The sequence below is a fragment of the Microbacterium sp. NPDC012755 genome (genome assembly GCF_042901325.1).
Taxonomy (GTDB): Bacteria; Actinomycetota; Actinomycetes; order Actinomycetales; family Microbacteriaceae; genus Microbacterium; species Microbacterium natoriense.
The window spans coordinates 3,632,253-3,657,431 of record NZ_JBIBCT010000001.1 but is presented as its reverse complement, the minus strand read 5'-3'; the positions used below and the strand labels follow the sequence as shown (position 1 = coordinate 3,657,431).

The following is a 25,179-nucleotide window of genomic DNA, read 5'->3' as shown; positions in this document are numbered from 1 at the left end:
CCGTGATGAACTCTTCTTCCGCGGGGCCCAAGAACGACACGACCAAGCACATCTTCGTGACTGGTGGTGTCGTTTCGTCTTTGGGCAAGGGGCTCACGGCGGCCAGCCTGGGCAACCTGCTCACCGCGCGCGGACTGCGCGTCGTGATGCAGAAGCTCGATCCCTATCTGAACGTGGATCCCGGAACGATGAACCCGTTCCAGCACGGTGAGGTGTTCGTCACCGACGACGGTGCGGAGACCGACCTCGACATCGGCCACTACGAGCGCTTCCTCGACATCAACCTGTCGCAGGCGGCCAACGTCACCACCGGCCAGATCTACTCGCAGGTCATCGCGCGCGAGCGCCGCGGAGAGTACCTCGGCGACACGGTGCAGGTCATCCCGCACATCACCGACGAGATCAAGCGCCGCATGCGCCTGCAGGCGACCGAGGAGCCCCGCCCCGATGTGATCATCACCGAGGTCGGCGGCACGGTCGGCGACATCGAGTCGCAGCCGTTCCTCGAGTCCGCGCGCCAGCTCCGTCACGAGCTCGGCCGCGACAGCGTGTTCTTCGTGCACGTGTCGCTGGTGCCGTTCATGGGCGCTTCGGGTGAGCAGAAGACCAAGCCCACCCAGCACTCGGTGGCCGCTCTCCGGCAGGTCGGCATCCAGCCCGACGCGCTGGTGCTGCGCAGCGACCGCCCCGTGAGCGAGAGCAATCGCAACAAGATCGCCCTCATGTGCGACGTCGACGCCGAGGGCGTCATCAACACGGTCGATCTGCCGAGCATCTACGACATCCCGTCGACGCTCAACGAGCAGGGTCTCGACTCCTACATCGTGCGTCGTCTCGGTCTCGACCAGAAGGCGGCGGACGTCGACTGGTCCCGTTGGAACACGGTGCTGCACGCCGTGCACAACCCCAAGCATGAGGTCACGATCGGCCTGGTCGGCAAGTACATCGACCTCCCGGACGCATACCTCTCGGTGACCGAGGCACTCAAGGCCGGCGGGTTCGCGCAGGAGACCAAGGTCAACATCCGCTGGATCCCCTCCGACCTGTGCGAGACCCCCGAGGGCGCCAAGGAGCAGCTCTCGCAGCTCGACGGCATCTGCGTGCCCGGCGGCTTCGGCATCCGCGGCATCGAGGGCAAGCTCGGCGCGCTCAAGTTCGCGCGCGAGCAGGGCATCCCGACGCTGGGTCTGTGCCTGGGTCTTCAGTGCATGGTGATCGAGTACGCTCGCGACGTCGCCGGCATCGCCGGTGCATCGTCCAGCGAGTTCGACCCCGAGACCACGGAGCCGGTGATCGCGACGATGGCCGAGCAGATCGAGATCCTCGACGGCGGAGACCTCGGCGGCACCATGCGTCTCGGCCTCTACCAGGCCGCCCTCGCCGAAGGGTCGCTCGCCCGCGAGCTCTACGGCGCCCCTCTCGCCTCCGAGCGTCACCGTCACCGCTACGAGGTGAACAACGCGTACCGTGCGCGCCTCGCAGACGCGGGTCTGGTGTTCTCCGGACTGAACCCCGAGCTCGATCTGGTCGAGTACGTGGAGCTTCCGCGGGATGTGCACCCGTACTACATCGCCACCCAGGCGCACCCCGAGCTGCGCTCGCGTCCGACCGCCCCGCACCCGCTGTTCCGCGGTCTGGTGGGAGCGGCGATCGAGCGGCACCGCGCCAGCGAGCTGTTCGACGTCAGCGACGATGCCTGAGCGAACCGGGGGAGTCTCGCCCGAGAGTCTTCAGGACGAGCTGTTCGAGCCCGTGGTCGTTGACAGCGAGCTCGTCTACCGCGGCGCGGTCTGGGACGTCCGTTCGGACCGGATCCGCTACGGCGACGGAGAGATCGTCCGCCAGTACATCGATCACACCGGCGCCGTGGCGATCGTCGCGGTCGACGAGGACGAGCGCGTGCTGCTGATCCAGCAGTACCGGCATCCGATCCGCCGTCGCGATTGGGAGCTGCCCGCCGGCCTGCTGGATGTGGAGGGCGAGGAGCCGGTGGTCGCCGCGCAGCGTGAGCTGGCGGAGGAGGCCGATCTCCGAGCCGCGCAGTGGGAGCCGCTTCTCAGCGCCTACGCGACACCAGGGGGCAGCAACGAGATCGTGCACTTCTTCCTGGCGACGGGTCTGTCGGAGCTTCCCGATGCGCACGCGCGCGAGGACGAGGAAGCGGACATCCGCGTCGAATGGATCCCTCTGGCGGATGCCGTCGGCGCTGTGCTCGACGGGCGCATGCACAACGCGCTGCTCGCGATCGGCGTGCTCGCGGCCGAACGGCACCGCGCGAGGGCGTAGCCGTGCAGCTCGACCGTGCCCTCGACGCGTACCTGCGTCATGTCACGATCGAGCGCGGGCTCAGCGCGCACACGATCTCCGCGTACCGCCGCGACCTCGGCGGCTACCTCGCGTGGCTCGAGGAAGGCGGAATCACCGACTCCGGTGAGATCTCCCAGGCCGTGGTCGGGCGCTTCATCGCCGAGAGATCCTCGGCGGTCCCTGCTCCCGCGGCGACGAGCCTCGCGCGACTGCAGTCGTCGGTGCGCGGCTGGCATCGCTTCCTCGCTCGAGAGGGCATCGAGCAGGACGACCCGACCGGACGGCTGCGGCCGCCCAAGGCGCCGCGCCGGCTGCCGAAGGCGCTCACGATCGACCAGGTCGAGCGGCTGCTGTCGGCTCCGTCCGGCGAGGATCCCCTCGGCATCCGGGACCGGGCGCTGCTCGAACTCCTCTATGCGACCGGCGCCCGGGTCTCCGAAGCCGTGGGGCTCGACGTCGACGATCTGGCGCACGGCGATGTGCTGCGTCTGCGGGGCAAGGGCTCGAAGGAGCGCATCGTCCCGATCGGCTCGTATGCGCGTGCGGCCGTCGACTCGTATCTGACGAGGGTGCGGCCGGGCCTGGCGGCGAAGGGGAGGGCGTCGGCGAAGCTGTTCCTCGGCGCGCGGGGCGCGCCCCTGTCGAGGCAGAGCGCCTGGCTCGTGATCCGAGCGGCGGCAGAGCATGCCCAGATCACGGCGGAGATCTCGCCGCACACGCTGCGTCACTCCTTCGCGACGCATCTGCTGCAGGGGGGCGCGGATGTGCGCGTCGTGCAGGAGCTCCTCGGCCACGCGTCCGTGGCCACGACCCAGATCTACACGCACGTCTCCGTCGAGGCTCTGCGGGACATCTACGCCACATCTCATCCTCGCGCTGTATAGCGCGGATCGAAATGTCCCCCATATGGGGGACGCGAGCTCTCGCGATGCTCAATTATGCTTTCTCGGTATGCAACCCTCCGGTCGTCGAACCGGGGCCGATGAAGGAGTAACGACATGCGATCCACCGGTCCTCTTGCGGTCCTCGCCGCAGCTGCGCTGGCGCTCACCCTTGCCGGATGCTCGACGGGCGGAGGGAACGGCGGCCTGACCTACGAGGACTCGCCGCTGAGCAAGTACCTCAGCGCCGCCTACGGGGGAGACCTGTCGCCGGAGGAGCAGCAGAAGAAGCTCGACGAGCAGCAGCGCAAGCAGGAAGACCTGATGGCCGAGTGCATGGCCAAGGAGGGCTTCGAGTACAAGCCGAACCTGCAGAACGGCGGCACCGTGATCTCCTCCGGCGAGGACGTCGAGTGGGAGCCCGAGAAGAAGTCCTGGGTCGAGAAGTACGGCTACGGCATCGTGAACAACCCGTTCAGCGAGCAGGGCGAGAGCGACCCCGGCGAGGAGTATGTCGACCCCAACCAGAAGTACCTCGACTCGCTCTCCGAGTCCGAGCGCACCGCGTTCTACGAGACCGCCTACGGCGCTCCTCAGGAGATGGAGGACACGGAAGAGGGCGGCAGCTACGAGTACAACTGGGAGGACGGCGGCTGCCAGGGATGGGCTCAGCACGAGCTGCAGGGCGACGACCCTTGGCAGTCCGACCAGTTCGCCGACCTCCGCGACAAGATGACCGAGCTGTGGTCGACGACGCAGGAGTCGTCTGAGCTCAAGGCGCTGAACGCGAAGTGGGCCTCGTGCATGGCCGACGGCGGCGAGCCCGGGTTCAAGGCTCAGACCGACGCCCAGCAGTCGATCTCCGACGCGCAGAGCAAGATCTACGAGGCCGCGTACGGCGACGGCACGACGGAGATCGACCCGGAGAAGGTCGAAGACCCGAACAAGAGCCCGGAGATGAAGGAGCTCGGTGAGAAGGAGATCGCTCTCGCTCTGGTCGACCTGGGATGCCGCGAGAAGACCTCCTACGCCGACGAGTCGCTGAAGATCCAGTTCGCACGCGAGGAGAAGTTCATCAAGGACAACAAGGCCGACCTCGAGGCGTTCAAGGCCGCTGCCGAGCAGAACAACTGACGCATGAAGGACGACGAGACTCCCACGACAGAGCTGCCCTCCGACTTCTCCGAGATCATCGCGGGTGACGAGACCGCGGATGCCGAGTCCTCCGCCGAGGAGAAGGACGCGGTCGACATGTCACGGGTGAGCGGCTGGCGCCGCATCCTGCGCGGCAACCGCACCCTGTGGATCGTCGCCCTGTGCGCGGTCGTCAGCCTCGTCGCGGGGCTCCTCGTCGGTCGCTTCCTGATCTCGCCCGCCGAGGCCGCGGAGGCACCGGACGCCGGGCTGGTGACGGTTCCCGTCGAGTTCGGTCCGCTGAGCAACGACGTCACGCTGCGCGCCGACGTCGGCTATGCGGATGCCGTCGATGTGACCATCGACACCTCCGGCGGCGGCGGCAGCGTCGTGACGGGATCCGTCCCCGAGGTCGGCGCGACTCTCAACCCGCTGTCCATCGCTCTCGAGGTGGCCGGACGGCCCGTCATCGTGCTCCCCGGCGACCTCCCGGCCTACCGCACGCTGCGTCTCGGCGTCTCCGGACCCGATGTGCTGCAGCTGAAGCAGGCTCTCGTGAGCGTCGGCATCGATGCGGGCGACGTGGCCTCGAATCTGTTCGACCAGGCGACGGCGAACGCCGTCGGTCAGCTCTACGCCCAGGCGGGCTATCCGACCCCTGCCCCCGAGGAGGGGGCGGGCGATGCCGTCCGCAGCGCGGAGCAGGGCGTCCGTGACGCGCAGAGCAGCGTCACGCAGGCTCAGCAGGCGCTGACCGCGGCGGGAGCGGGACCCACCAAGCTGGAGAGCTGGCAGGCCGACGTCAAGGTCGCGCAGGCCGAGCAGGCCCTCGCTGCGGCGCGGAACTGCACGACTCCGCCCGAGGGCGAGACCTGCCCCAACGTGCAGCAGGCCGAGTGGGATCTGCAGACCGCCAAGCTCGAACGCGACCAGCTGTGGTCGTCGAAGAACACCGGCCCGGAGAAGGCGGCGCTCGACTCCGCCCGCGCCGGCGTCGACTCGGCGAACAAGGCTCTGGAGAGCGCGCGCCAGGCCGTGCTGCCGTTCCTGCCGGCCGGCGAGGTGCTGTTCCTCACCGAGCTCCCGCGGCGAGTGGATGCCGTCAACGTCAAGCGCGGCACCACGATCCAGGGCGCCGTCATGACGGTGTCCGGCGCGACCGTGCGTCTCACGGGCGCCGCGGCCGAGGCCGATGCGCGACTGCTCAAGGTCGGCGCCGAGGCGTCGTTCGAGCTGCCCGACGGCACTCCGCACCATGCGGTCGTCTCGGAGCTGAAGCCGGGCAAGGACAGCAAGGCGCGCTGGGAGGTGCTCTTCGAGCCCGACCCGCTGACCGCCGAGCAGCTGACGCAGCTCCAGGGCAACAACGTCCGCGTGCAGATCGCCGTCGGCGCGACCGAGGGCGACGTGCTGTCGGTGCCCCTCGCGGCGCTGACCGCCGGCCCCGGTGGCGAGTCGCGCGTCGAGGTCGTCGAGTCCGACCCCCGCAAGGGCAAGGACGCGAAGACCCGCACGGTCGTGGTCGAGACGGGTCTCGCGGCGAAGGGAGCCGTGGAGGTGACCCCGGTCGACGGCGACCTCGAGAAGGGCGACCTCGTGGTGGTGGGACGGTGACGGACGAGCAGACCGCGACCGCCGACGCTCCTGAGATCGGCGACGCTCCTGAGATCGGCGACGCTCCTGAGGTCGGCGACGCTCTCGAGGATGCCGGCGGGAACGACGAGCTCGTCGTCGAGCTGCGCGACGTCACCAGGTCCTTCCCGGGGCCTCCGGAGGTGCAGGCTCTCAAGGGGGCGACCCTCCAGGTGCGACCGGGGGACTACATCTCGATCGTCGGTCCCAGCGGCTCGGGAAAGTCGACGATGCTCAACATCCTCGGCCTCCTCGACCGCCCCAGCGTGGGGGAGTACCTCCTCGCCGGCGTGCGCACGGGGGACCTCTCCGACGATGAGCGCGCCGCCGTGCGTGCGCAGTTCATCGGCTTCGTGTTCCAGTCATTCCACCTGATGCCCCGGCGGACGGTGCTCGACAACGTGCTGATGCCGATGCTGTACAGCGGAGTGCCCCGCCGCGAGCGCGAATCGCGGGCGCGCGAAGCCCTCGCCAGGGTCGGGCTGTCGCACCGCGTCGACTTCTTCCCGAACTCGCTCTCGGGTGGTGAGCGTCAGCGCGTCGCCGTCGCCAGGGCGGTCGTCAGCGGACCGAAGCTGCTCCTCGCCGACGAGCCGACCGGCAACCTCGACCAGCGCACGTCCGGCGAGGTCATGTCACTGTTCGAAGAACTCAACGAAGACGGACTCACTCTCATCGTGATCACGCACGACGACAACGTCGCTCGGCGGGCCCGCCGCAGCATCCGCATCGCCGACGGCCGATTGAGCGAACTGTGATGCGCCTGCCCTGGCGTCGCAAGGCGACAGCGGAGAACGCGGACCAGCCCGAGCAGGGGAGTGCACGCGCCGTCCGCAGGAAGGTCGGCGAGAAGCACGCCGACCGGTTCACCTTCCAGGACCTGGTCGCCGAGGCGACGGCGGACATCGGATCCCGCCCCGCGCGTCTCGTCATGACCATCCTCGGCACGGTGCTGGGCATCGCGTCCCTCGTCGCGACGATCGGGTTCGCCCAGACGGCCGCCGCCCAGATCGCGAGCCAGTTCAACGGCGCAGCGTCGACGCAGGTCGTCGTGACCGCCGCCGAGGCGCAGTCCGGTTCCAAGGGCAAGACCGTCGCCGCCGGCCGCCTCCCGTGGGATTCTCCGGAGCGGGTGCTGCTTCTCGCCGGTGTCGAGAGCGCGACCCTCCTCGGTGAGGTCGAACTCGCCGACGACGAGACGATCACCGCGGTGCCGGTGAACGACCCGTCAGCGGCACCCGCCGCATCGCCGCAGCTGTTCTCGTCGTCTCCCGAGCTTCTCGACACCGCGGAGGGCGAGCTGATCACCGGCCGCTTCTTCGACGCGGGGCACGACTCCAGGGGCGATCGGGTCGCGGTGGTGGGAGACCGGCTCGCCAAGGACATGGGCATCAACCGTGTCGATTCGCAGCCCTCGATCTTCATCGGCGGGGTCGCCTACGCCGTGATCGGCATCGTCGACGGCTTCGAGCGCAAGAGCGAGCTGCGGGATTCGGTGATCATCCCGAACGGAGCCGCACGCGCGGACTTCGGTCTCGCGGTGCCCACCGAGCTCGACATCCGCATCATGGTCGGCGCAGGCCCCCAGGTGGCGGAGCAGTCCGTGCTGGCGCTGCAGCCCGATTCTCCGGACTCGCTGAAGGCGCAGGCGCCGTCGGGCGCATCAGACCTCAGCCAGAACGTGCAGGCGGACGTGAACGTGGTCTTCCTCATCCTCGGAGTGATCGCGCTGCTCGCCGGCGGTCTCGGCATCGCGAACGTGACGCTCCTCGGCGTGATGGAGCGCATCGGCGAGATCGGCCTCCGTCGTGCGCTGGGGGCCACCCGCCGCCAGATCGGCGCGCAGTTCATGGTCGAGTCGATCGTGATCGGCTTCATCGGCGGCCTGATCGGTTCTGCGCTCGGCGTGCTCGCCGTGATCGTGGTGGCTGTGGTCCAGGGGTGGACTCCCGTGACGGACCCGTGGGTCGCCATCGCCGGCGCCGTGCTCGGCGCGATCGTGGGCTGGGGCTCCGGATGGTATCCGGCACGTCGCGCCGCGAGGATCGAGCCCGTCGCGGCTCTGCGCGGCGCCTGAGTCGTCTGCGGGTTCTCTGCCCGTCGCGGCTCTGCGCGGCGCCTGAGTCGTCTGCGGGTTCGCTCGGCGTTTGTGGTGGTGCTGCGCGTCGGGTGTCGTGTTCTCTGCCCGTGGCGGCACTGCGCGGCGCCTGAGTCGTCTGCGGGTTCGCTCGGCGTTTGTGGTGGTGCTGCACGGCGGGTGTCGTGTTCTCTGCCCGTCGCGGCAGTGCGCGGCGACCGAGTGGCTCATTCGATCGGACGCGCGCCTGTGCGACGGCATCCGGCGCCCCGGCGTGTCTCGGCGAGCGCTTCTGGTTGAAGGTATGAAGTCAGACCATTGACAGCTGGCGTTCAGGGAGGCCAGAATCGCTGCAACTGCTCCCTCTACTCGAAAGCCAGGTAGCACCCCTATGAGTGACACGACAAAGGCGCCGGACTCACAGCCCATCGATCATGATGCGGCCGCACTCGCAGAGCTCGGCTACAAGCAGGAACTGCACCGCGGCATGTCCGGCTTCTCCAACTTCGCGGTCTCGTTCTCGATCATCTCGATCCTCGCCGGCTGCATCACCTCCTTCAACATCGCGCTGAAGTCCGGCGGTCCGATGGCGATCAACATCGGCTGGCCCCTCGTGGGTGTCTTCGTCCTCTGCGTCGCCCTCGCGATGGCCGAGGTCTGCTCCCGGTACCCCACCGCAGGCGGTCTCTACTTCTGGGCGGGTCGGCTCGCGAAGAAGAACAAGCGTCAGTGGGCGTGGTTCGTCGGCTGGTTCAACTTCCTTGGCGAGGTCGCCGTCACCGCCGCCATCGACTACGGCGCCGCGGCGACGATGATGGCCTTCGCCAACCTGATGTGGGGCGTCGAGGTCAACCCGCTCAACACCTTCGGCCTCTTCATCGTGATCATCGTGATCCACGGTCTGCTCAACACCTTCGGCGTCAATCTCGTCAGCATGCTGTCGAACGTCTCGGCGTGGTGGCACATCGTCGGCGTCCTCATCATCGTCGCGGTGCTGTGGATCATGCCCGCCCACCACCAGGATGTGGCGTGGTCGTTCACGACCTTCCACAACGAGACCGGCTGGACCTTCGGACCGTACGTGTTCCTCATGGGTCTGCTGATGGCGCAGTACACGTACACCGGCTACGACGCCTCGGCGCACGTCGCCGAGGAGACGAAGAACGCCGCTGTCGCCGCTCCCAAGGGCATCGTCATGAGCGTGCTGATCTCGATCATCGGCGGCTGGATCCTGCTCTTCACGATCGTCTCCGCGATCCAGGACGGCAGCGAGGAAGGCCTGTCCACGATCGTCAACACGACCACGGGCTCCGGACCGGCGCAGATCTTCCTCGACGCGCTGAACAACCCCGACGTGGCGAAGTTCCTGCTGTTCATCGTCTGCGGCGCCCAGTTCTTCTGCGGCATGGCGTCGGTCACGGCGAACTCGCGCATGAGCTATGCGTTCTCGCGGGACAACGCCATCCCCGGCTCCCGCCTCTGGGCGCAGGTGAACAAGCGCACCGGCACGCCGACCAACTCGATCTGGCTCTGCGTCGTGCTCTCGATCATCGTCACGCTGCCCGCGCTGTTCAACATCACGGCGTACCTCGCGGTGACCTCGATCGCCGTCATCGGCCTGTACATCGCGTATGTCACGCCTGTGCTGCTGCGCCGCCTGAACAAGGAGTTCACGCCGGGGCCGTGGAGCCTCGGCCGCTGGAGCGCCGTGGTCGGGTGGGTCGCAGTGGTCTGGGTGATCTTCATCGTCATCCTGTTCGTGCTCCCGCCGGTGACGCCGATCACGGTCGACACGTTCAACTACGCGCCCATCGCGGTCGTCGTGGTCGGCGTGCTCGCCGTCGTGCTCTGGTTCGCCTACGGCAAGCGCGACTTCATGAGCGACGCAGAGGCGGCGCACCTCACCAAGGCCGCCGACGAGCTGCTGGAGGAGTGAGGTCGCACGATGACCGATCTGATGGATTCCCCTCTGGTGGATGCTGCACTCCACCCGGTCCGCGGGCACATGGCCTTCGAGTCCTGCGTCGAGCAGCTCGGCTCCGCCATCCAGCTCGGGATCTTCCGGGTGGGGACGAAGCTGCCGGGGGAGCGTGAGCTCGCAGAGAAGCTCAACGTCTCCCGGGCCACGCTCCGGGAGGCCATCAGCGCCCTTCGCGCCGCCGGGTTCGTGTCCACGACCCGGGGGCGCGGAGGGGGCACGGTCGTCGAACCGCTCGCCGAGGTGTGGCCGGCGGGTCAGACCCCGCCGCGCCGTGCCGAGATCGACGACGTGATCGTGTTCCGCGCCGTCATCGAACCCGGAGCCGCCTACCAGGCTGCCCAGCTGGACCTCACCGAGGAGCAGCGGGCTCTGCTGGAGACGAGCCTCGCTGACCTGGCCGAGGCGCAGACTCCGGCCGACTACCGACAGGCCGACGCCCGGTTCCACCTGGCGATCAGCACCGTCTGCGGCTCCGACGAGCTCGCCCGTGCCTGCAGCGGCGTGCAGGTGCGGATCCATCAACTCCTCGCCGAGATCCCCTTCCTGAAGACGAACATCGATCATGCGGAGGACGAGCATCGTGCCATCGTCGCCGCGATCCTGGACGGCGACGCCGTTCGGGCCCGCGACGTGATGACCGCGCACTGCGAGGCCACCGCCGCCCTTCTCAAGGGCCTCCTGAAGTAGGCAATCCTGGAAATGAGTGCGCACAGATGAACATCACCCCCGCCCCGGCCCGCAACGACCGCATGCTCACCGTCGAGCAGCTGAGATCGGCGATCCTCTCCGACGAGATCGACACGGTCGTGCTGGCGTTCACCGACATGCAGGGGCGACTGCAGGGCAAGCTCCTGCACGGACGCTTCTTCCTCGACACCGTGCTGGAGCACGGCACCGAGGGATGCAACTATCTGCTCGCCGTCGACGTCGACATGAACACGGTCGACGGCTACGAGAACGCCTCGTGGGAGTCGGGTTACGGCGACATGGAGTTCATCCCCGACTACTCCACGATCAGGCGGATGCCGCATCGCCCCGGCAGCGTGATGATCCAGTGCGACCTCGCCACGACGTCCGGGCATCCGGTGCGGGTGTCGCCGCGGGAGATCCTGCGGCAGCAGGTGGAGCGCGCGGCCGGGCACGGCTGGACGGCGCTCGCGGGCACCGAACTGGAGTTCGTGATCTTCAACACGCCGTACGAGAAGGCGTGGGACGACGACTATCGCGGTCTCATCCCCGCGAACCGCTACAACATCGACTACTCGATCATCGGGTCGAGCGTGGTCGAGCCGCTGCTGCGCGAGATCCGCAACACCATGTACGCGTCGGGGTTGAACGTCGAGTCGGCGAAGGGCGAGTGCAACTTCGGTCAGCACGAGATCGCTTTCAAGTACGACGAGGTCATCACGACGGCCGACAACCACGCCGTCTACAAGACCGCGGCGAAGGACATCGCCCGCCAGCACGATCAGTCGATCACGTTCATGGCCAAGCCGAACCAGCGCGAGGGCAACTCGTGCCACGTGCACATGTCCCTGCGCGGACTCGACGGCTCTCTGGTCTTCTGGGACGCGGAGACCGGCTCCCGCACCCCGCTGTACGACCACTTCATCGCGGGCGTCCTGGCGACCATGCGCGACTTCACGCTGTTCTACGCGCCCAACATCAACTCCTACAAGCGCTTCGTCAAGGGGTCTTTCGCCCCGACATCCGTCGCGTGGGGCATCGACAACCGCACGACCTCCGTGCGGCTGGTCGGGCGCGGCGCCGGTGCGCGCATGGAGAACCGTCTGCCCGGCGGTGACATGAACCCGTACCTCGGGCTCGCCGCCATGCTCGCGGGTGGCCTGTACGGCATCGAGCACGAACTCGCGCTGGAGCCGGAGACCGCGGGCAACGCCTACGAGTCGGGAGCGCCGATCGTGCCGACGACCATGCACGAGGCCAGAGACGCGCTCGCGCAGTCGGAGATCGCCCGCGAGGTGTTCGGCGAGGACGTGGTCAAGCACTACGCCCACTACGCGGACGTCGAGATCGAGGCGTTCGACGCAGCCGTCACCGACTGGGAACTCAAGCGCGGATTCGAGAGGCTGTGATCATGACGGTGACTCTGAACCTTCCGATGGGCGATGCCCTCACGCGCGGATTCGAGAGGCTGTGAGCATGATTGCGAGCGCGGTGACTCTGTACCTTCCGGTGGGCGATGCCCTCACGCGCGGATTCGAGAGGCTGTGAGCATGATTGCGAGCGCGGTGACTCTGAACCTTCCGGTGGGCGATGCCCTCACGTGCGGATTCGAGAGGCTGTGATCATGACGGTGACTCTGAACCTTCCGATGGGCGATGCCCTCACGCGCGGATTCGAGAGGCTGTGAGCATGGCTGCGAACACGGTGACTCTGTACCTTCCGATGGGCGAAGCCCTCACGCGCGGATTCGAGAGGCTGTGAGCATGACCTTCCAGATCCCTCTCTCTCCCTTCGACGGCGGCGGCACCTTCACGGTCCTCAACCCGTCCAACGGCCAGGCGATCGGCAGCGTCGCACTGGCGGACCTCGCGGCGACGGATGCCGCCATCGAGCGCGCCCATGCGGCCTTCCCCGCATGGCGTGCGATCGCACCCGGCGAGCGCGCGCGTCTGCTGCGCTCCTTCGCGGCGGCCGTCGACGCGCACATCGACGAGCTCGCCGCGCTCGAGGTGATCGGCTCCGGCCATACGATCGGCAACGCCCGCTGGGAGGCAGGGAACGTCCGCGACGTCCTCAACTACTACAGCGCGGCGCCCGAGCGTCATTTCGGGCGGCAGATCCCCGTCGCCGGTGGTGTGGACATCACGTTCCACGAGCCGCTGGGTGTCGTGGGCATCATCGTCCCGTGGAACTTCCCGATGCCGATCGCGGGCTGGGGCTTCGGACCCGCGCTGGCGGCGGGCAACACGGTCGTGCTGAAGCCGGCCGAGCTCACCCCGCTGACGGCGCTCCGGCTCGGGGAGCTCGCCAGGGACGCCGGCATCCCCGAAGGCGTGTTCACCGTGATCCCCGGCAAGGGGAGCGTGGTGGGCGAGAGGTTCGTGACCCACCCGCTGGTGCGGAAGGTCTGCTTCACCGGCTCGACCGATGTCGGCAAGGGCATCATGCGCGGCTGCGCCGACCAGGTGAAGAGGCTGACGCTGGAGCTCGGCGGAAAGAACGCGAACGTCGTGTTCGAGGACGCGGATCTCGAGAAGGCCGCGGCATCCGCTCCCGGCGCCGGACTCGACAACGCCGGACAGGACTGCTGCGCACGCTCGCGCATCCTCGTGCAGGCGAGCGTCTACGACAGGTTCCTCGAGCTGCTGCAGCCCGCGGTCGAAGCCTTCCGGGTGACGGACCCGTCGAGTCCTGACGCCGAGATGGGGCCGTTGATCTCCGCGAAGCAGCGCGACTCCGTGCTCGCGGGCATCGCGGACGCCGACGTCGCCTATCGCGGGCAGACCGTGGAGGGCACCGGCGGATTCTGGATGCCGCCGACGGTGGTCATGCCGCGCAGCGCCGCTGATCCGGTGTGGTCGCAGGAGCTGTTCGGCCCCGTGCTCGCGGTGATGCCGTTCACCGACGAGGCCGACGCGATCGCGAAGGCCAATGACACCGAGTACGGCCTGTCGGGATCCATCTTCACCCGCGATCTCGGGCGCGCGCTGCGCGTGGCGAGAGGGGTGGAGAGCGGCAACCTGTCGGTCAACTCGCACTCCTCCGTCCGGTACTGGACTCCGTTCGGAGGGTTCAAGCAGTCGGGACTCGGGCGCGAACTCGGACCGGACGCTCCGGACAGCTTCTCCGAGGTGAAGAACGTCTTCATCTCGACCGACGACTGACACAACACAGCACTGACACACCCCGAGAAAGGCAGCAGGACACACGATGGGCAAGCTCGAAGGCAAAGTGGGCGTCATCACCGGCGGATGCAGCGGCATCGGCCTCGCCACGGCGAAGAAGTTCGTTGCGGAGGGGGCCAAGGTCGTCATCGGCGACCTCGACGAGGTGAACGGCCCGCGCATCGCGGAGGAGCTGGGCGGCTCCTTCATCAAGGTGAACGTGACGGATGCCGCAGAGGTGGAGGCGTTGTTCGCCCACGCCAAGGAGAAATACGGGCGCATTGACATCGCGTTCAACAACGCGGGCATCTCGCCGGCATCCGACGACTCCATCCTGAAGACCGGAATCGACGCCTGGAACCTGGTGCAGGACGTGAACCTCACCAGCGTGTACCTGTGCTGCAAGGCGGTGCTGCCGTACATGCTGGAGCAGGGGAGCGGTTCGATCATCAACACGGCGTCGTTCGTCGCGATCATGGGCGCCGCCACCTCGCAGATCTCCTACACCGCGTCGAAGGGCGGCGTGCTGGCGATGACCCGGGAGCTCGGCGTGCAGTTCGCGCGCAAGGGCATCCGCGTCAACGCGCTCTGCCCCGGACCCGTGAACACCCCGCTGCTGCAGGAGCTGTTCGCGAAGGACCCGGAGCGCGCCGCGCGCCGTCTGGTGCACGTCCCGATGGGGCGCTTCGCCGAACCGGAGGAGATCGCCAACGCCGTCGCGTTCCTCGGCAGCGACGAGTCGAGCTTCATCACGGCGATGGACTTCCTCGTCGACGGCGGACTCTCCAACGCCTACGTCACGCCGCTGGATTCGGACTTTGACTGACCAGCGCCCGATCATCGGCATCACGACCTACCGCCAGGCGGCTTCCTGGGGCGCCTGGCGGGAGGTGCCGGCCGACCTGCTCCCCAGCGACTACGCCCTTGCGGTGGAGCGGGCCGGGGGCATCCCCGTGCTCGTCCCGCCGCTCGCCGATCGCGACGCCGCACGAGCCGTGCTCGGCAGGCTCGACGGTCTGCTCATCGCGGGCGGTGCCGACGTGAACCCCGCGCGCTACGGGCAGGAGCCGGACCCGAACGTCGTGCGCTGGTACGACGACCGCGACGCATCGGAGCTGTGGCTGCTCGGGGAGGCGGACGCGCTGCGGCTCCCTGTGCTGGGCATCTGCCGGGGGATGCAGCTCATGGCTGTCGCCGCCGGCGGATCGCTCGTGCAGCATCTGCCCGACGTCGTCGGCCACGATCGGCACGGGGGCGGCGAGAGCTCCTACGAGGCCATCCCCGTGGTGGTGGATCCGGGGCATCGGGTCTCCGCGCTGCTCGGTGAGCAGATCACCAGCGCCAGCCATCACCACCAGGCGGTCGCGGACCACCCCGGTTTCGTCGCGACAGCGCGTGATGCCGACGGCGTGCTCCAGGCGATGGAGGCCGAGGGGGACCGCTTCGAGGTCGGGGTGCAGTGGCATCCGGAGACCACCGACGACGTGCGGGTGATCGCGGGACTGGTCGACGCGGCGAGGGACAGCGCCGCGCGCCGACGCGACGAGAGGTGAGCCTGCGACTACAATCGAGCAAGCACGAAGGAGCAGGAGAACCGGTGGCTGAGAGAGCGGCAACGTCCAGGGCGAAGGCGAAGAAGGCCGACGACACACCCATCGGACCCACCGGTCGTCCCTATCACGGGTTCCCGACGCCGGAGCCGCTGGCGTCTCACGGCCCCGCGCGCATCATCGCACTGTGCAACCAGAAGGGCGGCGTCGGCAAGACGACGACCTCCATCAACCTCGCCGCGGCCCTCGCGGAGTACGGGCGCAAGGTTCTCGCGGTCGACTTCGATCCGCAGGGCGCTCTGTCGGCCGGTCTCGGCATCCAGACGCACGAGACGCCGACGGTCTACGACCTGCTGCTCGACACGAAGCGCGACGCACACGATGCGATCGTGCGCTCCGGCGTCGAGGGACTCGACGTGATGCCCGCGAACATCGACCTCTCCGCCGCCGAGGTGCACCTCGTCAACGAGGTTGCGCGCGAGACGATCCTCGCCCGCGTGCTCCGCCAGGTGGCGGGGGAGTACGACGTCATCCTCATCGACTGCCAGCCGTCGCTCGGACTCCTCACCGTGAACGCCCTCACCGCCGCTCACGGCGTGATCATCCCACTGGAGTGCGAGTTCTTCGCGCTCCGCGGCGTCGCGCTCCTCATCGAGACGATCGACAAGGTGCGCGACCGGCTGAACCCGTCGATCACCATGGACGGCCTCCTCGCCACGATGTACGACCCGCGCACGCTGCACTCGCGCGAGGTTCTCGAGCGCGTGGTCGAGGCCTTCGGCGACGACGTCCTGGAGACCGTGATCGGCCGCACCGTGAAGTTCCCCGACGCCTCGGTGTCGGGTGTGCCCATCACCGAGTTCGCGCCGGAGCACGCCGCCGCCCAGGCGTACCTGCGGCTGGCGCGGGAGCTGGTCGCCCGTGGCGCCGTCGCCTGACGATACCCCTCGCCACGAGACCGACGCGACTGCGTCGTCTTCGGGAACCGCGTCGCCTGACGAGACCCCTCGCCACGAGACCGATGCGGCTGCGTCGTCTTCGAGTACCGCGTCGTCCGGGGAATCCTCGGACACCTCATCTCCCGAGGAGAACTCCGGTTTCCGTGTCTCCCTGTCGAACTTCGACGGCCCGTTCGACCTGCTGCTGAATCTCATCTCGAAGCATGAGATGGACATCACCGAGGTCTCGCTCAGCGCCGTGACGAACGAGTTCATCTCCTACCTGAAGGAGCTGGACGACGATGAGGAGCTCGACCAGGCGTCGGAGTTCCTCGTGGTCGCCGCGACACTGCTCGATATGAAGGTCGCCGGACTCCTTCCGCAGGGAGAGCTGGTGGATGCCGAGGCCGTCGCACTGCTCGAGGCTCGGGATCTGCTGTTCGCGCGACTGCTGCAGTACCGGGCCTTCAAGGAGGTCTCCGCGTGGTTCTCCCGCTGCCTGCAGCGCGAGGACCGGCGGCACGTCCGCGCTGTGCGACTCGACGAGAAGCATCGCAAGAAGACGCCGGAGCTGGTCTGGTCTCTCTCCGCCGCCGACTTCGCCGCACTCGCCCTGCTCGCGTTCGCGCCGAAGGAGATCCCGCACGTCGGACTCGATCACCTGCACGCTCCGCTCGTCAGCATCCGTGAGCAGGCCGCGATCGTGGTGACGCTGCTCCGCGGCGCCGAGTCGCTGAGCTTCCGCGATCTCGTCGCCGGCATCCGCGAACCGGGTATCGTCGTCGCGCGCTTCATCTCGGTGCTGGAGCTCTACCGCCACGCGGCTCTCTCCTTCGAGCAACTGGAACCGCTCGGCGAGCTGACGCTGCGCTGGGCCGCCGACCACTGGTCGGACGAATCACTCGCCACCCTGGGAGCCGACTATGACCGATGACCTCGAACCGTCAGCGGGAGTGCTGACCGAGAAGATCGAGGCGATCATGCTCATCATCGACGAGCCGATCGGACTCGTGGCGCTGGCCGCCGCCGTGGGGTCTCCCGTGGCCGCCGTGCGGCAGGCGCTCGAGACGCTCGTCGACGACTACGACGGCAAGGGCCGCGGTCCGCGTCGCGGCTTCGAGCTCCGCGAGGTCGGAGGCGGCTGGCGGCTCTACGTGCGCGAGGACCACGACGACCTCGTCGCGGAGTTCATCGGCGGCCAGGCGCCTGCTCGACTGTCCCAGGCCGCGCTCGAGACGCTCGCCGTCATCGCCTACAAGCAGCCGGTCACCCGCAGCCAGGTCGCGTCGATCCGAGCGGTGAACGTGGACTCCGTCGTGCGCACCCTGCTCGCACGCGGCCTCATCACCGAGCTCTTCGCCGACTCCGAGACGGGCGCCATCAACTACGGCACCACGGATGCACTGCTGCAGCACCTGGGCATCAACTCGCTCGACGAGCTGCCTCCGATCTCCCCACTGCTCGATGACGGCGCAGACGGCTTCGATGAGGGGCTGGTCCGATGAGTACGAGTGCGGTTGGCTCCGTTGCGGCTCGGTGCGGGTGCGTCGATGGGGGTCTGGTCCGATGAGTACGCGTGCGGTTGGCGCCGTCGCGGCTCGGTGCGGGTGCGTCGATGGGGGTCTGGTTCGATGAGTACGCGTGCGGCTGGCGCCGTTGCGGCTCGGTGGGGATGCGTCGATGGGGGTCTGGTTCGATGAGTACGCGTGTGGCTGGCGCCGTTGCGGCTCGGTGCGGGTGCGTCGATGGGGGTCTGGTTCGATGAGTACGAGTGCGGTTGGCGCCATCGCGGCTCGGTGGGGATGCGTCGATGAAGGTTTGGTTCGATGAGCGCTCGAGCGGATGTCGCCGGTACGGTGCCGCGCGGGTGCTTCGATGAAGGAATGGTTTCATGACTGATGGTTCGATGACAGACGGCTCCGCCCCCGAGGGCGTGCGCCTGCAGAAGGTGCTCTCCGGAGCGGGCGTGGCCTCCCGGCGCGTGGTCGAGAACTACATCGTCGAGGGCCGCATCCGCGTCAACGGCGTGGTCGTGACCGAGCTCGGCACCCGCATCGATCCGGAGACCGACCTCGTCGATGTCGACGGCACCGCTGTGCAGCTCGATGTCTCGAAGCGCTACGTGATGCTCAACAAGCCCACCGGCGTCGTGAGCAGCATGCGCGATGAGAGCGGCCGCCCTGATCTGCGGCTCTTCACGAAGGACTACGAGGAGCGCCTGTACAACGTCGGCCGGCTGGATGCCGAGACCAGCGGACTGCTGATCCTCACGAACGACGGCGCGCTCGCGCACGTCCTCGCGCATCCGTCGTTCGGCGTCACCAAGGTGTACATCGCCAAGGTCGAGGGGGAGGTCACCGCCCAGACGATCTCGAAGCTCACGAAGGGCATCGAGCTGGAGGACGGGCCCATCGCGGCTGACAAGGCGCGGCTGCTGGACACCTCGCGGGGGTCGAGTCTCGTCGAGCTCACGCTGCATTCCGGACGCAACCGGATCGTCCGCCGCATGATGGCGGCGGTCGGGCATCCCGTCACCGAACTCGTGCGACGCCAGTTCGGTCCGCTGCACCTGGGAACGCTCCCGGCGGGGAAGAGCCGCGAACTGACTAAAATCGAACTAGGCGCGCTGCTTACTCTGTCGCGCCGTGATTCCGGTGTCGCCGAGGCGCCAGGCGAGCAGCAGGAGAACGAGTGACCGACACGATGAGTGCGCCCAGCGCGCCGCGCACGGCGACCGCCGTCGCGTCGCGTCTCTCGGGCACCGTCCGCATCGTCGGCACGGGGCTGCTCGGTGCGAGCATCGGGCACGCGCTCAGCGCGAAGGGCGTCGATGTCGTGCTCTCCGACACGTCTCCCGCACAGCAGCGCCTGGCGATCGACTACGGCGCCGGTCGTGCCCCGTCTGCCGACGACGCGCCCGTCCTGATCGTCGTCGCCGTGCCGCCTGACGTCACCGCCGATGTCATCCAGGCGGAACTCGAGCGGTACCCGGATGCCGTCGTCACCGACGTCGCGAGCGTCAAGCTCGAGCCCTTCCGCGCACTGACCTCGCGCGGTGTCGATCTCGCCCGCTACATCGGCTCGCACCCGCTCGCCGGTCGCGAGCGCGGCGGGGCGATCTCGGCGCGGGCCGACCTGTTCATCGGCCGTCCGTGGGTCGTGTGCCGTGACGGTGAGACGAAGGCCGCCGATCTCGCACTCGTCGAGGCTCTGGCTCTCGACGTCGGCGCGCAGCCGATCGAGATGACACCGGAGGAGCACGACCGCTCGGTCGCGCTGACCTCCCACGTGCCCCAGGTCGTCGCGAGCCTGCTCGCCGGCCGCCTCGCCGAGGCGGAGGAGGGCGCTCTGCGTCTCGCCGGTCAGGGCGTGCGCGACACGACGCGCATCGCGGCATCCGCCCCCGAGCTCTGGGTGCAGATCCTCGGCGCGAACGCGGCCCCCGTCGTGGAGATCCTCGACGCCCTCGCCGAAGACCTCCGGGAGGTGTCGGATGCGCTGCGCGCTCCCGAGGCGCCCGGTTCCCGGCGTGCGGTGGCGGAGACGATCCGTCACGGCAACGACGGCGTCGAGCGTCTGCCTGGCAAGCACGGACAGAACCGCCGCTTCGAGTCGTTGGTCGTCATGGTCGACGACACCGCAGGACAGCTCGGACGCCTCTTCGGCGAGCTCGGCGAACTCGGAGTCAACGTCGAAGACCTCCGCCTCGAGCACTCGCCCGGCGCGCAGTTCGGTCTGGCGGAGATCAGCGTCGACCCGGCCGCGCTGCACGGCGCGGTCACCGGACTCACCGAACGCGGCTGGCGGATTGCGGGGAACACCAATGACTGACACGACGACCGCCACCGCTGCGCGCACTCCCGACTTCATCGCCATCGACGGCCCGGCGGGGTCGGGCAAGTCCAGCGTGTCGAAGGCCGTCGCGCGCATGCTCGGCTTCGGCTACCTCGACACCGGCTCCGCGTACCGCGCGCTGGCCTGGCACGTCCTCGATCGAGGGGCGGACACGGCGGATGCCGCAGCAGTCCTCGCCGCGGCATCCGACTTCCCCGTGCGGTTGGGGCTCGACCCCGACGACCGCACGGTGCGCGTGGGCGACGTCGACGTCACCGAGGCGATCCGCGCACCGCACGTGTCGGGCGCGGTCAGTGGCGTGGCGCGCGTGCCCGAGGTCCGCGCGCAGGTGAACGAGCTGTTCCGCTCGCTCGTGGCCGGGGCCCCGTTCGACGCGGTCGTCGTGGAGGGACGCGACATCACCACTGTCGTCGCCCCCGACGCTCCCGTCCGCATCCTTCTCACCGCTGCCCCCGAGGTGCGCGCTGCGCGCCGGGCGGGCGAGCTCGCCGGTGAGAACGCTGCCTCCGTCGCCGCCGCGCTGCACAAGCGCGACGCATCGGACAGCGCCGTCGTCGACTTCCTCAACGCCGCAGAGGGCGTGGAGGTCGTCGATTCGACGGATCTTGATTTCCCCCAGACCATCGATGCCGTACTCGCGGTGATCGAACGACTCCGAGGAGCACACAGTGGCTGACGACGAATACGAAGGCGGCCCCGACCACCTCGCAGAGAAGATGGAGGCGCTCGACGAGCACCTCGCCGAGCAGCGCGCGGAGACTCTGCGCGCGGGTCTCGCCGACTACGAGCTCGACGATGAAGACGCTGCGCTTCTCGCCGGGATCACGATGGACGAGGACGGCATCCAGTTCATGCCGGCCCTCCCGGTCGTCGCGATCGTCGGACGGCCGAATGTCGGCAAGTCCGCGCTCGTGAACCGCATCCTCGGCCGTCGTGAGGCCGTCGTGGAGGACACCCCCGGTGTCACCCGCGACCGCGTCACGTACAAGGCCGAGTGGAACGACCGCCGCTTCACACTCGTCGACACCGGCGGGTGGGAGCCCGACGCCCGCGGCATCGACCGCTCGGTGGCGGCGCAGGCCGAGGTCGCGATCGACCTGTCCGACGTCGTGCTGTTCGTCGTCGACGCCATGGTCGGGGCGACGTCCACCGACGAGCACGTCGTGAAGATGCTCCGCAAGAGCGGCAAGCCCGTGTTCCTGGTCGCGAACAAGATCGACGACGCGCGCCAGGAGCCGGAGGCCGCAGCCCTGTGGAACCTGGGCCTCGGCGAGCCCCACCCGGTCTCCGCGATCCACGGCCGCGGCGTCGCCGACCTCCTTGACGCGATCCTGAAGACGCTCCCCGAGATCTCGGCCGTCGCCAAGCAGGAGATCGGCGGCCCTCGCCGCGTCGCGATCCTCGGGCGCCCGAACGTCGGCAAGTCGTCGCTGCTGAACAAGGCCGCAGGTGAAGAGCGGGTCGTCGTGAACGACCTCGCCGGAACCACGCGCGACCCGGTCGACGAGATCGTCGAGCTGGGCGGCAAGCTGTGGCGCTTCGTCGACACCGCCGGTATCCGTCGCCGCGTGCACATGGCTCAGGGCGCCGACTTCTACGCGTCGCTGCGCACCTCCGCGGCGCTGGAGAAGGCCGAGGTCGCGGTGGTCGTTCTCGACGTGTCCGAGACGATCAGCGAGCAGGACGTGCGCATCATCGACCTCGTGCTCGAGTCCGGCCGCGCGCTCGTGCTCGCGTTCAACAAGTGGGATCGCCTGAACGACGACGACCTGGAGAACCAGGACCGTCGTCGCTACCTCGAGCGTGAGATCGAGCAGGACCTCGCGCATGTCGCGTGGGCTCCGCGCGTGAACATCTCGGCGAAGACCGGTCGCCACCTCGACAAGCTGGTTCCTGCGCTGGAGACCTCGCTGGAGAACTGGGATCGCCGCATCCCCACCGGCAAGTTCAACGCGTTCCTCGCCGAGCTCGTCGCCGAGCACCCGCACCCGCTGCGCGGAGGCAAGCAGCCGCGCATCCTGTTCGGCACGCAGGCGTCGACGCGCCCGCCGACGTTCGTGCTGTTCACGACCGGATTCCTCGACCCGGGCTACCGCCGGTTCATCCAGCGCCGCCTGCGCGAGCTGTACGAGTTCGAGGGAACCCCGATCGTCGTCAACATGCGCGTGCGGGAGAAGCGTCAGCGCTGATCGGCCCGGGAGCTCGTTGGCTGAAGGGCTGGGACTCGTCTCTGGACCCGCTCGGTTCCCCTTCGTGTCGGATCGGTGCGCCGCACCCCGGATGCTGTGACAGGCTGAAGGGGTGACGGTCGTACCTCCCGCAGCTGGTGAACCGCGCCGCCCCGAGGGGCCGCGCAACCCGGGCGACGCCTGGGTGATCGCGGACACGGGAGAGCGGTACTGGGGCCGGTTCGGCGCCGCGGGGCTGCTCGCCTTCGATCCCGCACGCGGCGTGCTCCTGCAGCACAGGGTCGCCTGGAGCCACTTCGGCGGCACCTGGGGCCTCCCCGGCGGTGCGATGCACGAGGGCGAGAGCGCCATCATTGGAGCTGTGCGTGAGGCGCAGGAAGAAGCGGGCGTCCCGGACGGCGCCGTGCGCGTACGTGTGACGAGCGTGCTGGACCTGTCGATCTGGTCATACACGACGGTCGTCGCTGACGTCGTAGAGCCCTTCGAACCCGTGATCAGCGACCCGGAGAGCGTGGCGCTGGAGTGGGTGCCGGTCGAGGACGTCGATGCGCGTCCGCTGCATCCGGGATTCGCTTCGTCCTGGCCGATGCTTCGGACCCTGCTCGACGAGCGTCCTGCGATCGTCGTCGACGCCGCGAACGTCGTCGGCTCGGTGCCGAACGGCTGGTGGAAGGACCGAGCCGGAGCGGCAGCGCGGCTGCGGGACCGCCTAGTCGATCTCGCCGTGCCGGCGGAGGATCTCGGCATCGGAGCGACGACCTGGTTCCCCGAGGTGTCGCTGGTCGTCGAAGGTCGGGCGCGGGCGATCGAATCCGAGGAATCTCCCGTGCGGGTGGTCAGGGCGGATGCCGCCGGGGACGACGCGATCATCGACGAGGCCGCTCGGCTGCTCTCGATAGGCCGCTCGGTCACCGTCGTCACCAGCGACCGCGGCCTCACTGCGCAGGTGGAGGCTCTCGGCGCCCGTGTGCTGTCTGCCGGGTGGCTACTGCGCGCTCTCGATCGCTGAGGTTTGTGCTCTGAGTCCTCTGCGCGCTGAGAGCCCTCTGAACCCTCTGAACCCTCTGAGCCCTCTGAGGCCTGCGAACGCCCGGCCCTCCAAGCCCCCGGCCCCTCCAAGCCTCCGGCGCCCTCTAAGCCCTGCCTTCCGAGCCTCGTCCGCGGAGCCTCCGAGATCGTCCGGCGTGCAGGTCAGACGAACATCACCCGTCGCGGTGTGCGCTCGGTGTACGCGCGCCCGAGCGGACTGGTCCAGGTGATGGAGCCTCCGGGGCGCTGTTGAGCCGTCCACCTGTGCGGGTCGGGCACGTCGGGATGCTTGAGCGCGTGGTGGGTTCTGCAGAAGTGCGCCAGATTGTCTACCGCCGTCCGTCCGCCCTTGGCATGATCGTGGTTGTGATCGATCTCGCTGCGGTGCACCGGCATTCGGCATCCCGGGAAGCGACAGTGCTGGTCACGCGCCCGCAGGAACCTCTTCATCGCGGTGGTGGGCGTGTACGTGTCGGTCTCGACGACGAGGCCGGACGGATCGAGGAAAAGTCGCGTCCATCCGCTGTTCCTCCCTGCGAGGGCCCGTGCGATGTCAGCGTCGAGCGCCCCATGACCGTCGAGCTGCGCGGGTCGATCGTCGAGCCCCGCGAGTGTGGTCGCCGCGACCGTGACCTGAATCCGGGCGTGAACGTCGTCGAGGGCATCGCCGAAGGCTGTGCTCGGAGTGGCGGTGAGGAGCATGTCGGTGAGGACATCGGCGCGGATCTCGTCCAGGGAACGCTCGTCTGCGGGGATGTGCTCGACGTCGGTGAGCGGATCACGCGCGAAAGTCGCTCGATCATCGCTGAAGATCATGCCGGCATCGGCATCGGCATCGGCATCGGCATCGGCATCGGCATCGGCACCGAAATCCGCGTCGGCGCCGGAATCGGTCCCCGGCGGCGAGTCGCGCTCGGCAGAAGCAGCGTCAGCGGTGGTGTCGGCGCTGGTATCGGCGAGGTTCGCGGGGGCGAACGGATCGGCGAGGAACGCGTCGAAGAAGGGATCGGCGAGATCGACGTCCTCGGCGTGGAGGGAGTCCGCGCCGGGGTCGATGGCTGACGGGTCGAGTTGGGGCTCGCGTGTTCCCCTGGCATCGATGACCTCTCGCGCGACGTGCGTGAGCCGGTCCTGGATCGCAAGGGCGATCCACTCGGGGAGAACCGCCGTGAGCAGGGCGAGCCCGTCGTCGAGCGACGTCACGGAGACGCCGCGGTCCTTGGCGGCGCGACGATGGCGTTCGACGAGCGTCTCTCCCACGAGAGACGCGGCGACCTCTCGCGCGTGGGCGCGGGTGCGAGCTGCCGTGTCGCATTCTGCGACGACGAGCGCCGCGGCCTCGAACAGCGCCATGACGGCTGCATCCGCTCGGCGGTTCGCGATCGCCTCGGCGACGACCGCTCCCGCCCGTACGATCTCGCGGACGTGGGCGGCGGTGATGCGACCGTCGGCGAAAGCGGCACGGATGCCGGGCATGCTGTCGCGGAGGGATCGTGCATCGGCGAACGCGAACTCCATCGACGACCTCGGGATGCGCGCGGCTGCCGAGAACTCCGCGATCATCGACCGGTAGATGGCGTCGCGATGGTAGGGACTCTCCGCCACATCCTGATCGTGGATGTCGAACTGCTCGATCAGCAGTTCAGCGGCCTCGGCCTCAAGCACGGCGATCTGCCGGCGCTTCAGCGCCCAGGCGTCGAGAACACGACGTCGTTCCTCGAGGTCGAGGTCGAGATCGGTGCGGTGGGCCATGGA

At 68.6% G+C, this 25,179-nt stretch carries 22 protein-coding genes; 21 read left to right on the top strand and 1 reads right to left on the bottom strand.

Annotated features, from left to right (window positions below; all coding sequences use genetic code 11):
* Positions 1-5: 5 nt before the first annotated feature.
* From ACFY5A_RS17145 to ACFY5A_RS17045, 21 genes are all read left to right on the top strand, one after another.
* Positions 6-1,700, top strand: coding sequence for a CTP synthase (locus ACFY5A_RS17145; protein WP_105676878.1), 1,695 nt, complete (start codon positions 6-8; stop codon positions 1,698-1,700).
* Positions 1,693-2,286, top strand: coding sequence for an NUDIX domain-containing protein (locus ACFY5A_RS17140; protein ID WP_387235843.1), 594 nt, complete (start codon positions 1,693-1,695; stop codon positions 2,284-2,286). Before ACFY5A_RS17145 ends, ACFY5A_RS17140 begins: the two co-directional genes overlap by 8 nt.
* A gap of 2 nt (positions 2,287-2,288) precedes the next feature.
* Entirely contained in the window at positions 2,289-3,191 is a 903-nt protein-coding gene (gene xerD / locus ACFY5A_RS17135) for a site-specific tyrosine recombinase XerD (RefSeq protein ID WP_341941783.1), read from the top strand.
* A 114-nt stretch (positions 3,192-3,305) separates the two neighbouring features.
* Entirely contained in the window at positions 3,306-4,322 is a 1,017-nt protein-coding gene (locus tag ACFY5A_RS17130) for a hypothetical protein (protein WP_341941784.1), read from the top strand.
* A gap of 3 nt (positions 4,323-4,325) precedes the next feature.
* Positions 4,326-5,936: a hypothetical protein gene (locus ACFY5A_RS17125; protein WP_341941785.1), complete on the top strand. Its 1,611-nt coding sequence runs from the start codon at positions 4,326-4,328 to the stop codon at positions 5,934-5,936.
* Positions 5,937-5,989: 53 nt separating this feature from the next.
* On the top strand, positions 5,990-6,712 hold the full coding sequence (locus ACFY5A_RS17120; protein WP_105676889.1) for an ABC transporter ATP-binding protein: 723 nt from the start codon (positions 5,990-5,992) through the stop codon (positions 6,710-6,712).
* Complete coding sequence (locus ACFY5A_RS17115) at positions 6,712-8,031, top strand: ABC transporter permease (protein WP_341941786.1); 1,320 nt, start codon at positions 6,712-6,714, stop codon at positions 8,029-8,031. Before ACFY5A_RS17120 ends, ACFY5A_RS17115 begins: the two co-directional genes overlap by 1 nt.
* Positions 8,032-8,422: 391 nt before the next feature.
* Positions 8,423-9,967 carry an amino acid permease gene (locus ACFY5A_RS17110; RefSeq protein WP_341941787.1) on the top strand — a complete coding sequence of 515 codons (1,545 nt, stop codon included), beginning with the start codon at positions 8,423-8,425 and terminating at the stop codon, positions 9,965-9,967.
* Positions 9,968-9,976: 9 nt separating this feature from the next.
* Positions 9,977-10,699 (top strand): FadR/GntR family transcriptional regulator, encoded by a 723-nt coding sequence (locus ACFY5A_RS17105; RefSeq protein ID WP_105676869.1) that lies wholly within the window; start codon positions 9,977-9,979, stop codon positions 10,697-10,699.
* Between the two features lie 26 nt (positions 10,700-10,725).
* Entirely contained in the window at positions 10,726-12,108 is a 1,383-nt protein-coding gene (locus ACFY5A_RS17100; RefSeq protein WP_387235838.1) for a glutamine synthetase family protein, read from the top strand.
* A 354-nt stretch (positions 12,109-12,462) separates the two neighbouring features.
* A complete protein-coding gene (locus tag ACFY5A_RS17095) occupies positions 12,463-13,863 on the top strand; it encodes an aldehyde dehydrogenase family protein (protein ID WP_341941789.1) in 1,401 nt (466 codons plus the stop codon).
* Positions 13,864-13,909: 46 nt separating this feature from the next.
* A complete protein-coding gene (locus ACFY5A_RS17090; RefSeq protein ID WP_105676864.1) occupies positions 13,910-14,689 on the top strand; it encodes a 3-oxoacyl-ACP reductase in 780 nt (259 codons plus the stop codon).
* Complete coding sequence (locus ACFY5A_RS17085) at positions 14,682-15,416, top strand: gamma-glutamyl-gamma-aminobutyrate hydrolase family protein (RefSeq protein WP_387235835.1); 735 nt, start codon at positions 14,682-14,684, stop codon at positions 15,414-15,416. The genes ACFY5A_RS17090 and ACFY5A_RS17085 overlap by 8 nt, the downstream gene beginning before the upstream one ends.
* A 44-nt stretch (positions 15,417-15,460) precedes the next feature.
* A complete protein-coding gene (locus ACFY5A_RS17080) occupies positions 15,461-16,351 on the top strand; it encodes a ParA family protein (RefSeq protein WP_105676861.1) in 891 nt (296 codons plus the stop codon).
* Between the two features lie 172 nt (positions 16,352-16,523).
* Positions 16,524-17,285 carry a ScpA family protein gene (locus ACFY5A_RS17075; protein ID WP_341942563.1) on the top strand — a complete coding sequence of 254 codons (762 nt, stop codon included), beginning with the start codon at positions 16,524-16,526 and terminating at the stop codon, positions 17,283-17,285.
* On the top strand, positions 17,275-17,856 hold the full coding sequence (scpB, locus tag ACFY5A_RS17070; protein WP_341941791.1) for an SMC-Scp complex subunit ScpB: 582 nt from the start codon (positions 17,275-17,277) through the stop codon (positions 17,854-17,856). Before ACFY5A_RS17075 ends, scpB begins: the two co-directional genes overlap by 11 nt.
* Before the next feature lie 386 nt (positions 17,857-18,242).
* Positions 18,243-19,046, top strand: coding sequence for a pseudouridine synthase (locus ACFY5A_RS17065; protein ID WP_374197870.1), 804 nt, complete (start codon positions 18,243-18,245; stop codon positions 19,044-19,046).
* Positions 19,047-19,054: 8 nt separating this feature from the next.
* Positions 19,055-20,182: a prephenate dehydrogenase gene (locus ACFY5A_RS17060; RefSeq protein ID WP_387235978.1), complete on the top strand. Its 1,128-nt coding sequence runs from the start codon at positions 19,055-19,057 to the stop codon at positions 20,180-20,182.
* Complete coding sequence (gene cmk, locus ACFY5A_RS17055) at positions 20,175-20,882, top strand: (d)CMP kinase (RefSeq protein WP_387235832.1); 708 nt, start codon at positions 20,175-20,177, stop codon at positions 20,880-20,882. Before ACFY5A_RS17060 ends, cmk begins: the two co-directional genes overlap by 8 nt.
* Before the next feature lie 40 nt (positions 20,883-20,922).
* A complete protein-coding gene (gene der, locus ACFY5A_RS17050) occupies positions 20,923-22,395 on the top strand; it encodes a ribosome biogenesis GTPase Der (protein ID WP_223587458.1) in 1,473 nt (490 codons plus the stop codon).
* Positions 22,396-22,507: 112 nt separating this feature from the next.
* The gene (locus ACFY5A_RS17045; protein WP_387235830.1) at positions 22,508-23,404 is read left to right on the top strand and encodes an NUDIX domain-containing protein; all 897 of its coding nucleotides are present in this window, start codon (positions 22,508-22,510) and stop codon (positions 23,402-23,404) included.
* Positions 23,405-23,586: 182 nt separating this feature from the next.
* On the opposite strand, the gene ACFY5A_RS17040 is transcribed toward ACFY5A_RS17045, so the two are convergent.
* Positions 23,587-25,176: a DUF222 domain-containing protein gene (locus ACFY5A_RS17040; protein ID WP_387235827.1), complete on the bottom strand. Its 1,590-nt coding sequence runs from the start codon at positions 25,174-25,176 to the stop codon at positions 23,587-23,589.
* Positions 25,177-25,179: the final 3 nt, after the last annotated feature.

Coding starts and splice junctions, on each gene's coding strand:
- ACFY5A_RS17145 (WP_105676878.1), top strand. CDS start 6: ATGAACTCTTCTTCCGCGGGGCCCAAGAACGACACGACCAAGCACATC.
- ACFY5A_RS17140 (WP_387235843.1), top strand. CDS start 1,693: ATGCCTGAGCGAACCGGGGGAGTCTCGCCCGAGAGTCTTCAGGACGAG.
- ACFY5A_RS17130 (WP_341941784.1), top strand. CDS start 3,306: ATGCGATCCACCGGTCCTCTTGCGGTCCTCGCCGCAGCTGCGCTGGCG.
- ACFY5A_RS17125 (WP_341941785.1), top strand. CDS start 4,326: ATGAAGGACGACGAGACTCCCACGACAGAGCTGCCCTCCGACTTCTCC.
- ACFY5A_RS17115 (WP_341941786.1), top strand. CDS start 6,712: ATGCGCCTGCCCTGGCGTCGCAAGGCGACAGCGGAGAACGCGGACCAG.
- ACFY5A_RS17110 (WP_341941787.1), top strand. CDS start 8,423: ATGAGTGACACGACAAAGGCGCCGGACTCACAGCCCATCGATCATGAT.
- ACFY5A_RS17105 (WP_105676869.1), top strand. CDS start 9,977: ATGACCGATCTGATGGATTCCCCTCTGGTGGATGCTGCACTCCACCCG.
- ACFY5A_RS17100 (WP_387235838.1), top strand. CDS start 10,726: ATGAACATCACCCCCGCCCCGGCCCGCAACGACCGCATGCTCACCGTC.
- ACFY5A_RS17095 (WP_341941789.1), top strand. CDS start 12,463: ATGACCTTCCAGATCCCTCTCTCTCCCTTCGACGGCGGCGGCACCTTC.
- ACFY5A_RS17090 (WP_105676864.1), top strand. CDS start 13,910: ATGGGCAAGCTCGAAGGCAAAGTGGGCGTCATCACCGGCGGATGCAGC.
- scpB (WP_341941791.1), top strand. CDS start 17,275: ATGACCGATGACCTCGAACCGTCAGCGGGAGTGCTGACCGAGAAGATC.
- ACFY5A_RS17065 (WP_374197870.1), top strand. CDS start 18,243: ATGACTGATGGTTCGATGACAGACGGCTCCGCCCCCGAGGGCGTGCGC.
- ACFY5A_RS17060 (WP_387235978.1), top strand. CDS start 19,055: ATGAGTGCGCCCAGCGCGCCGCGCACGGCGACCGCCGTCGCGTCGCGT.
- cmk (WP_387235832.1), top strand. CDS start 20,175: ATGACTGACACGACGACCGCCACCGCTGCGCGCACTCCCGACTTCATC.
- der (WP_223587458.1), top strand. CDS start 20,923: ATGGAGGCGCTCGACGAGCACCTCGCCGAGCAGCGCGCGGAGACTCTG.
- ACFY5A_RS17040 (WP_387235827.1), bottom strand. CDS start 25,176: ATGGCCCACCGCACCGATCTCGACCTCGACCTCGAGGAACGACGTCGT.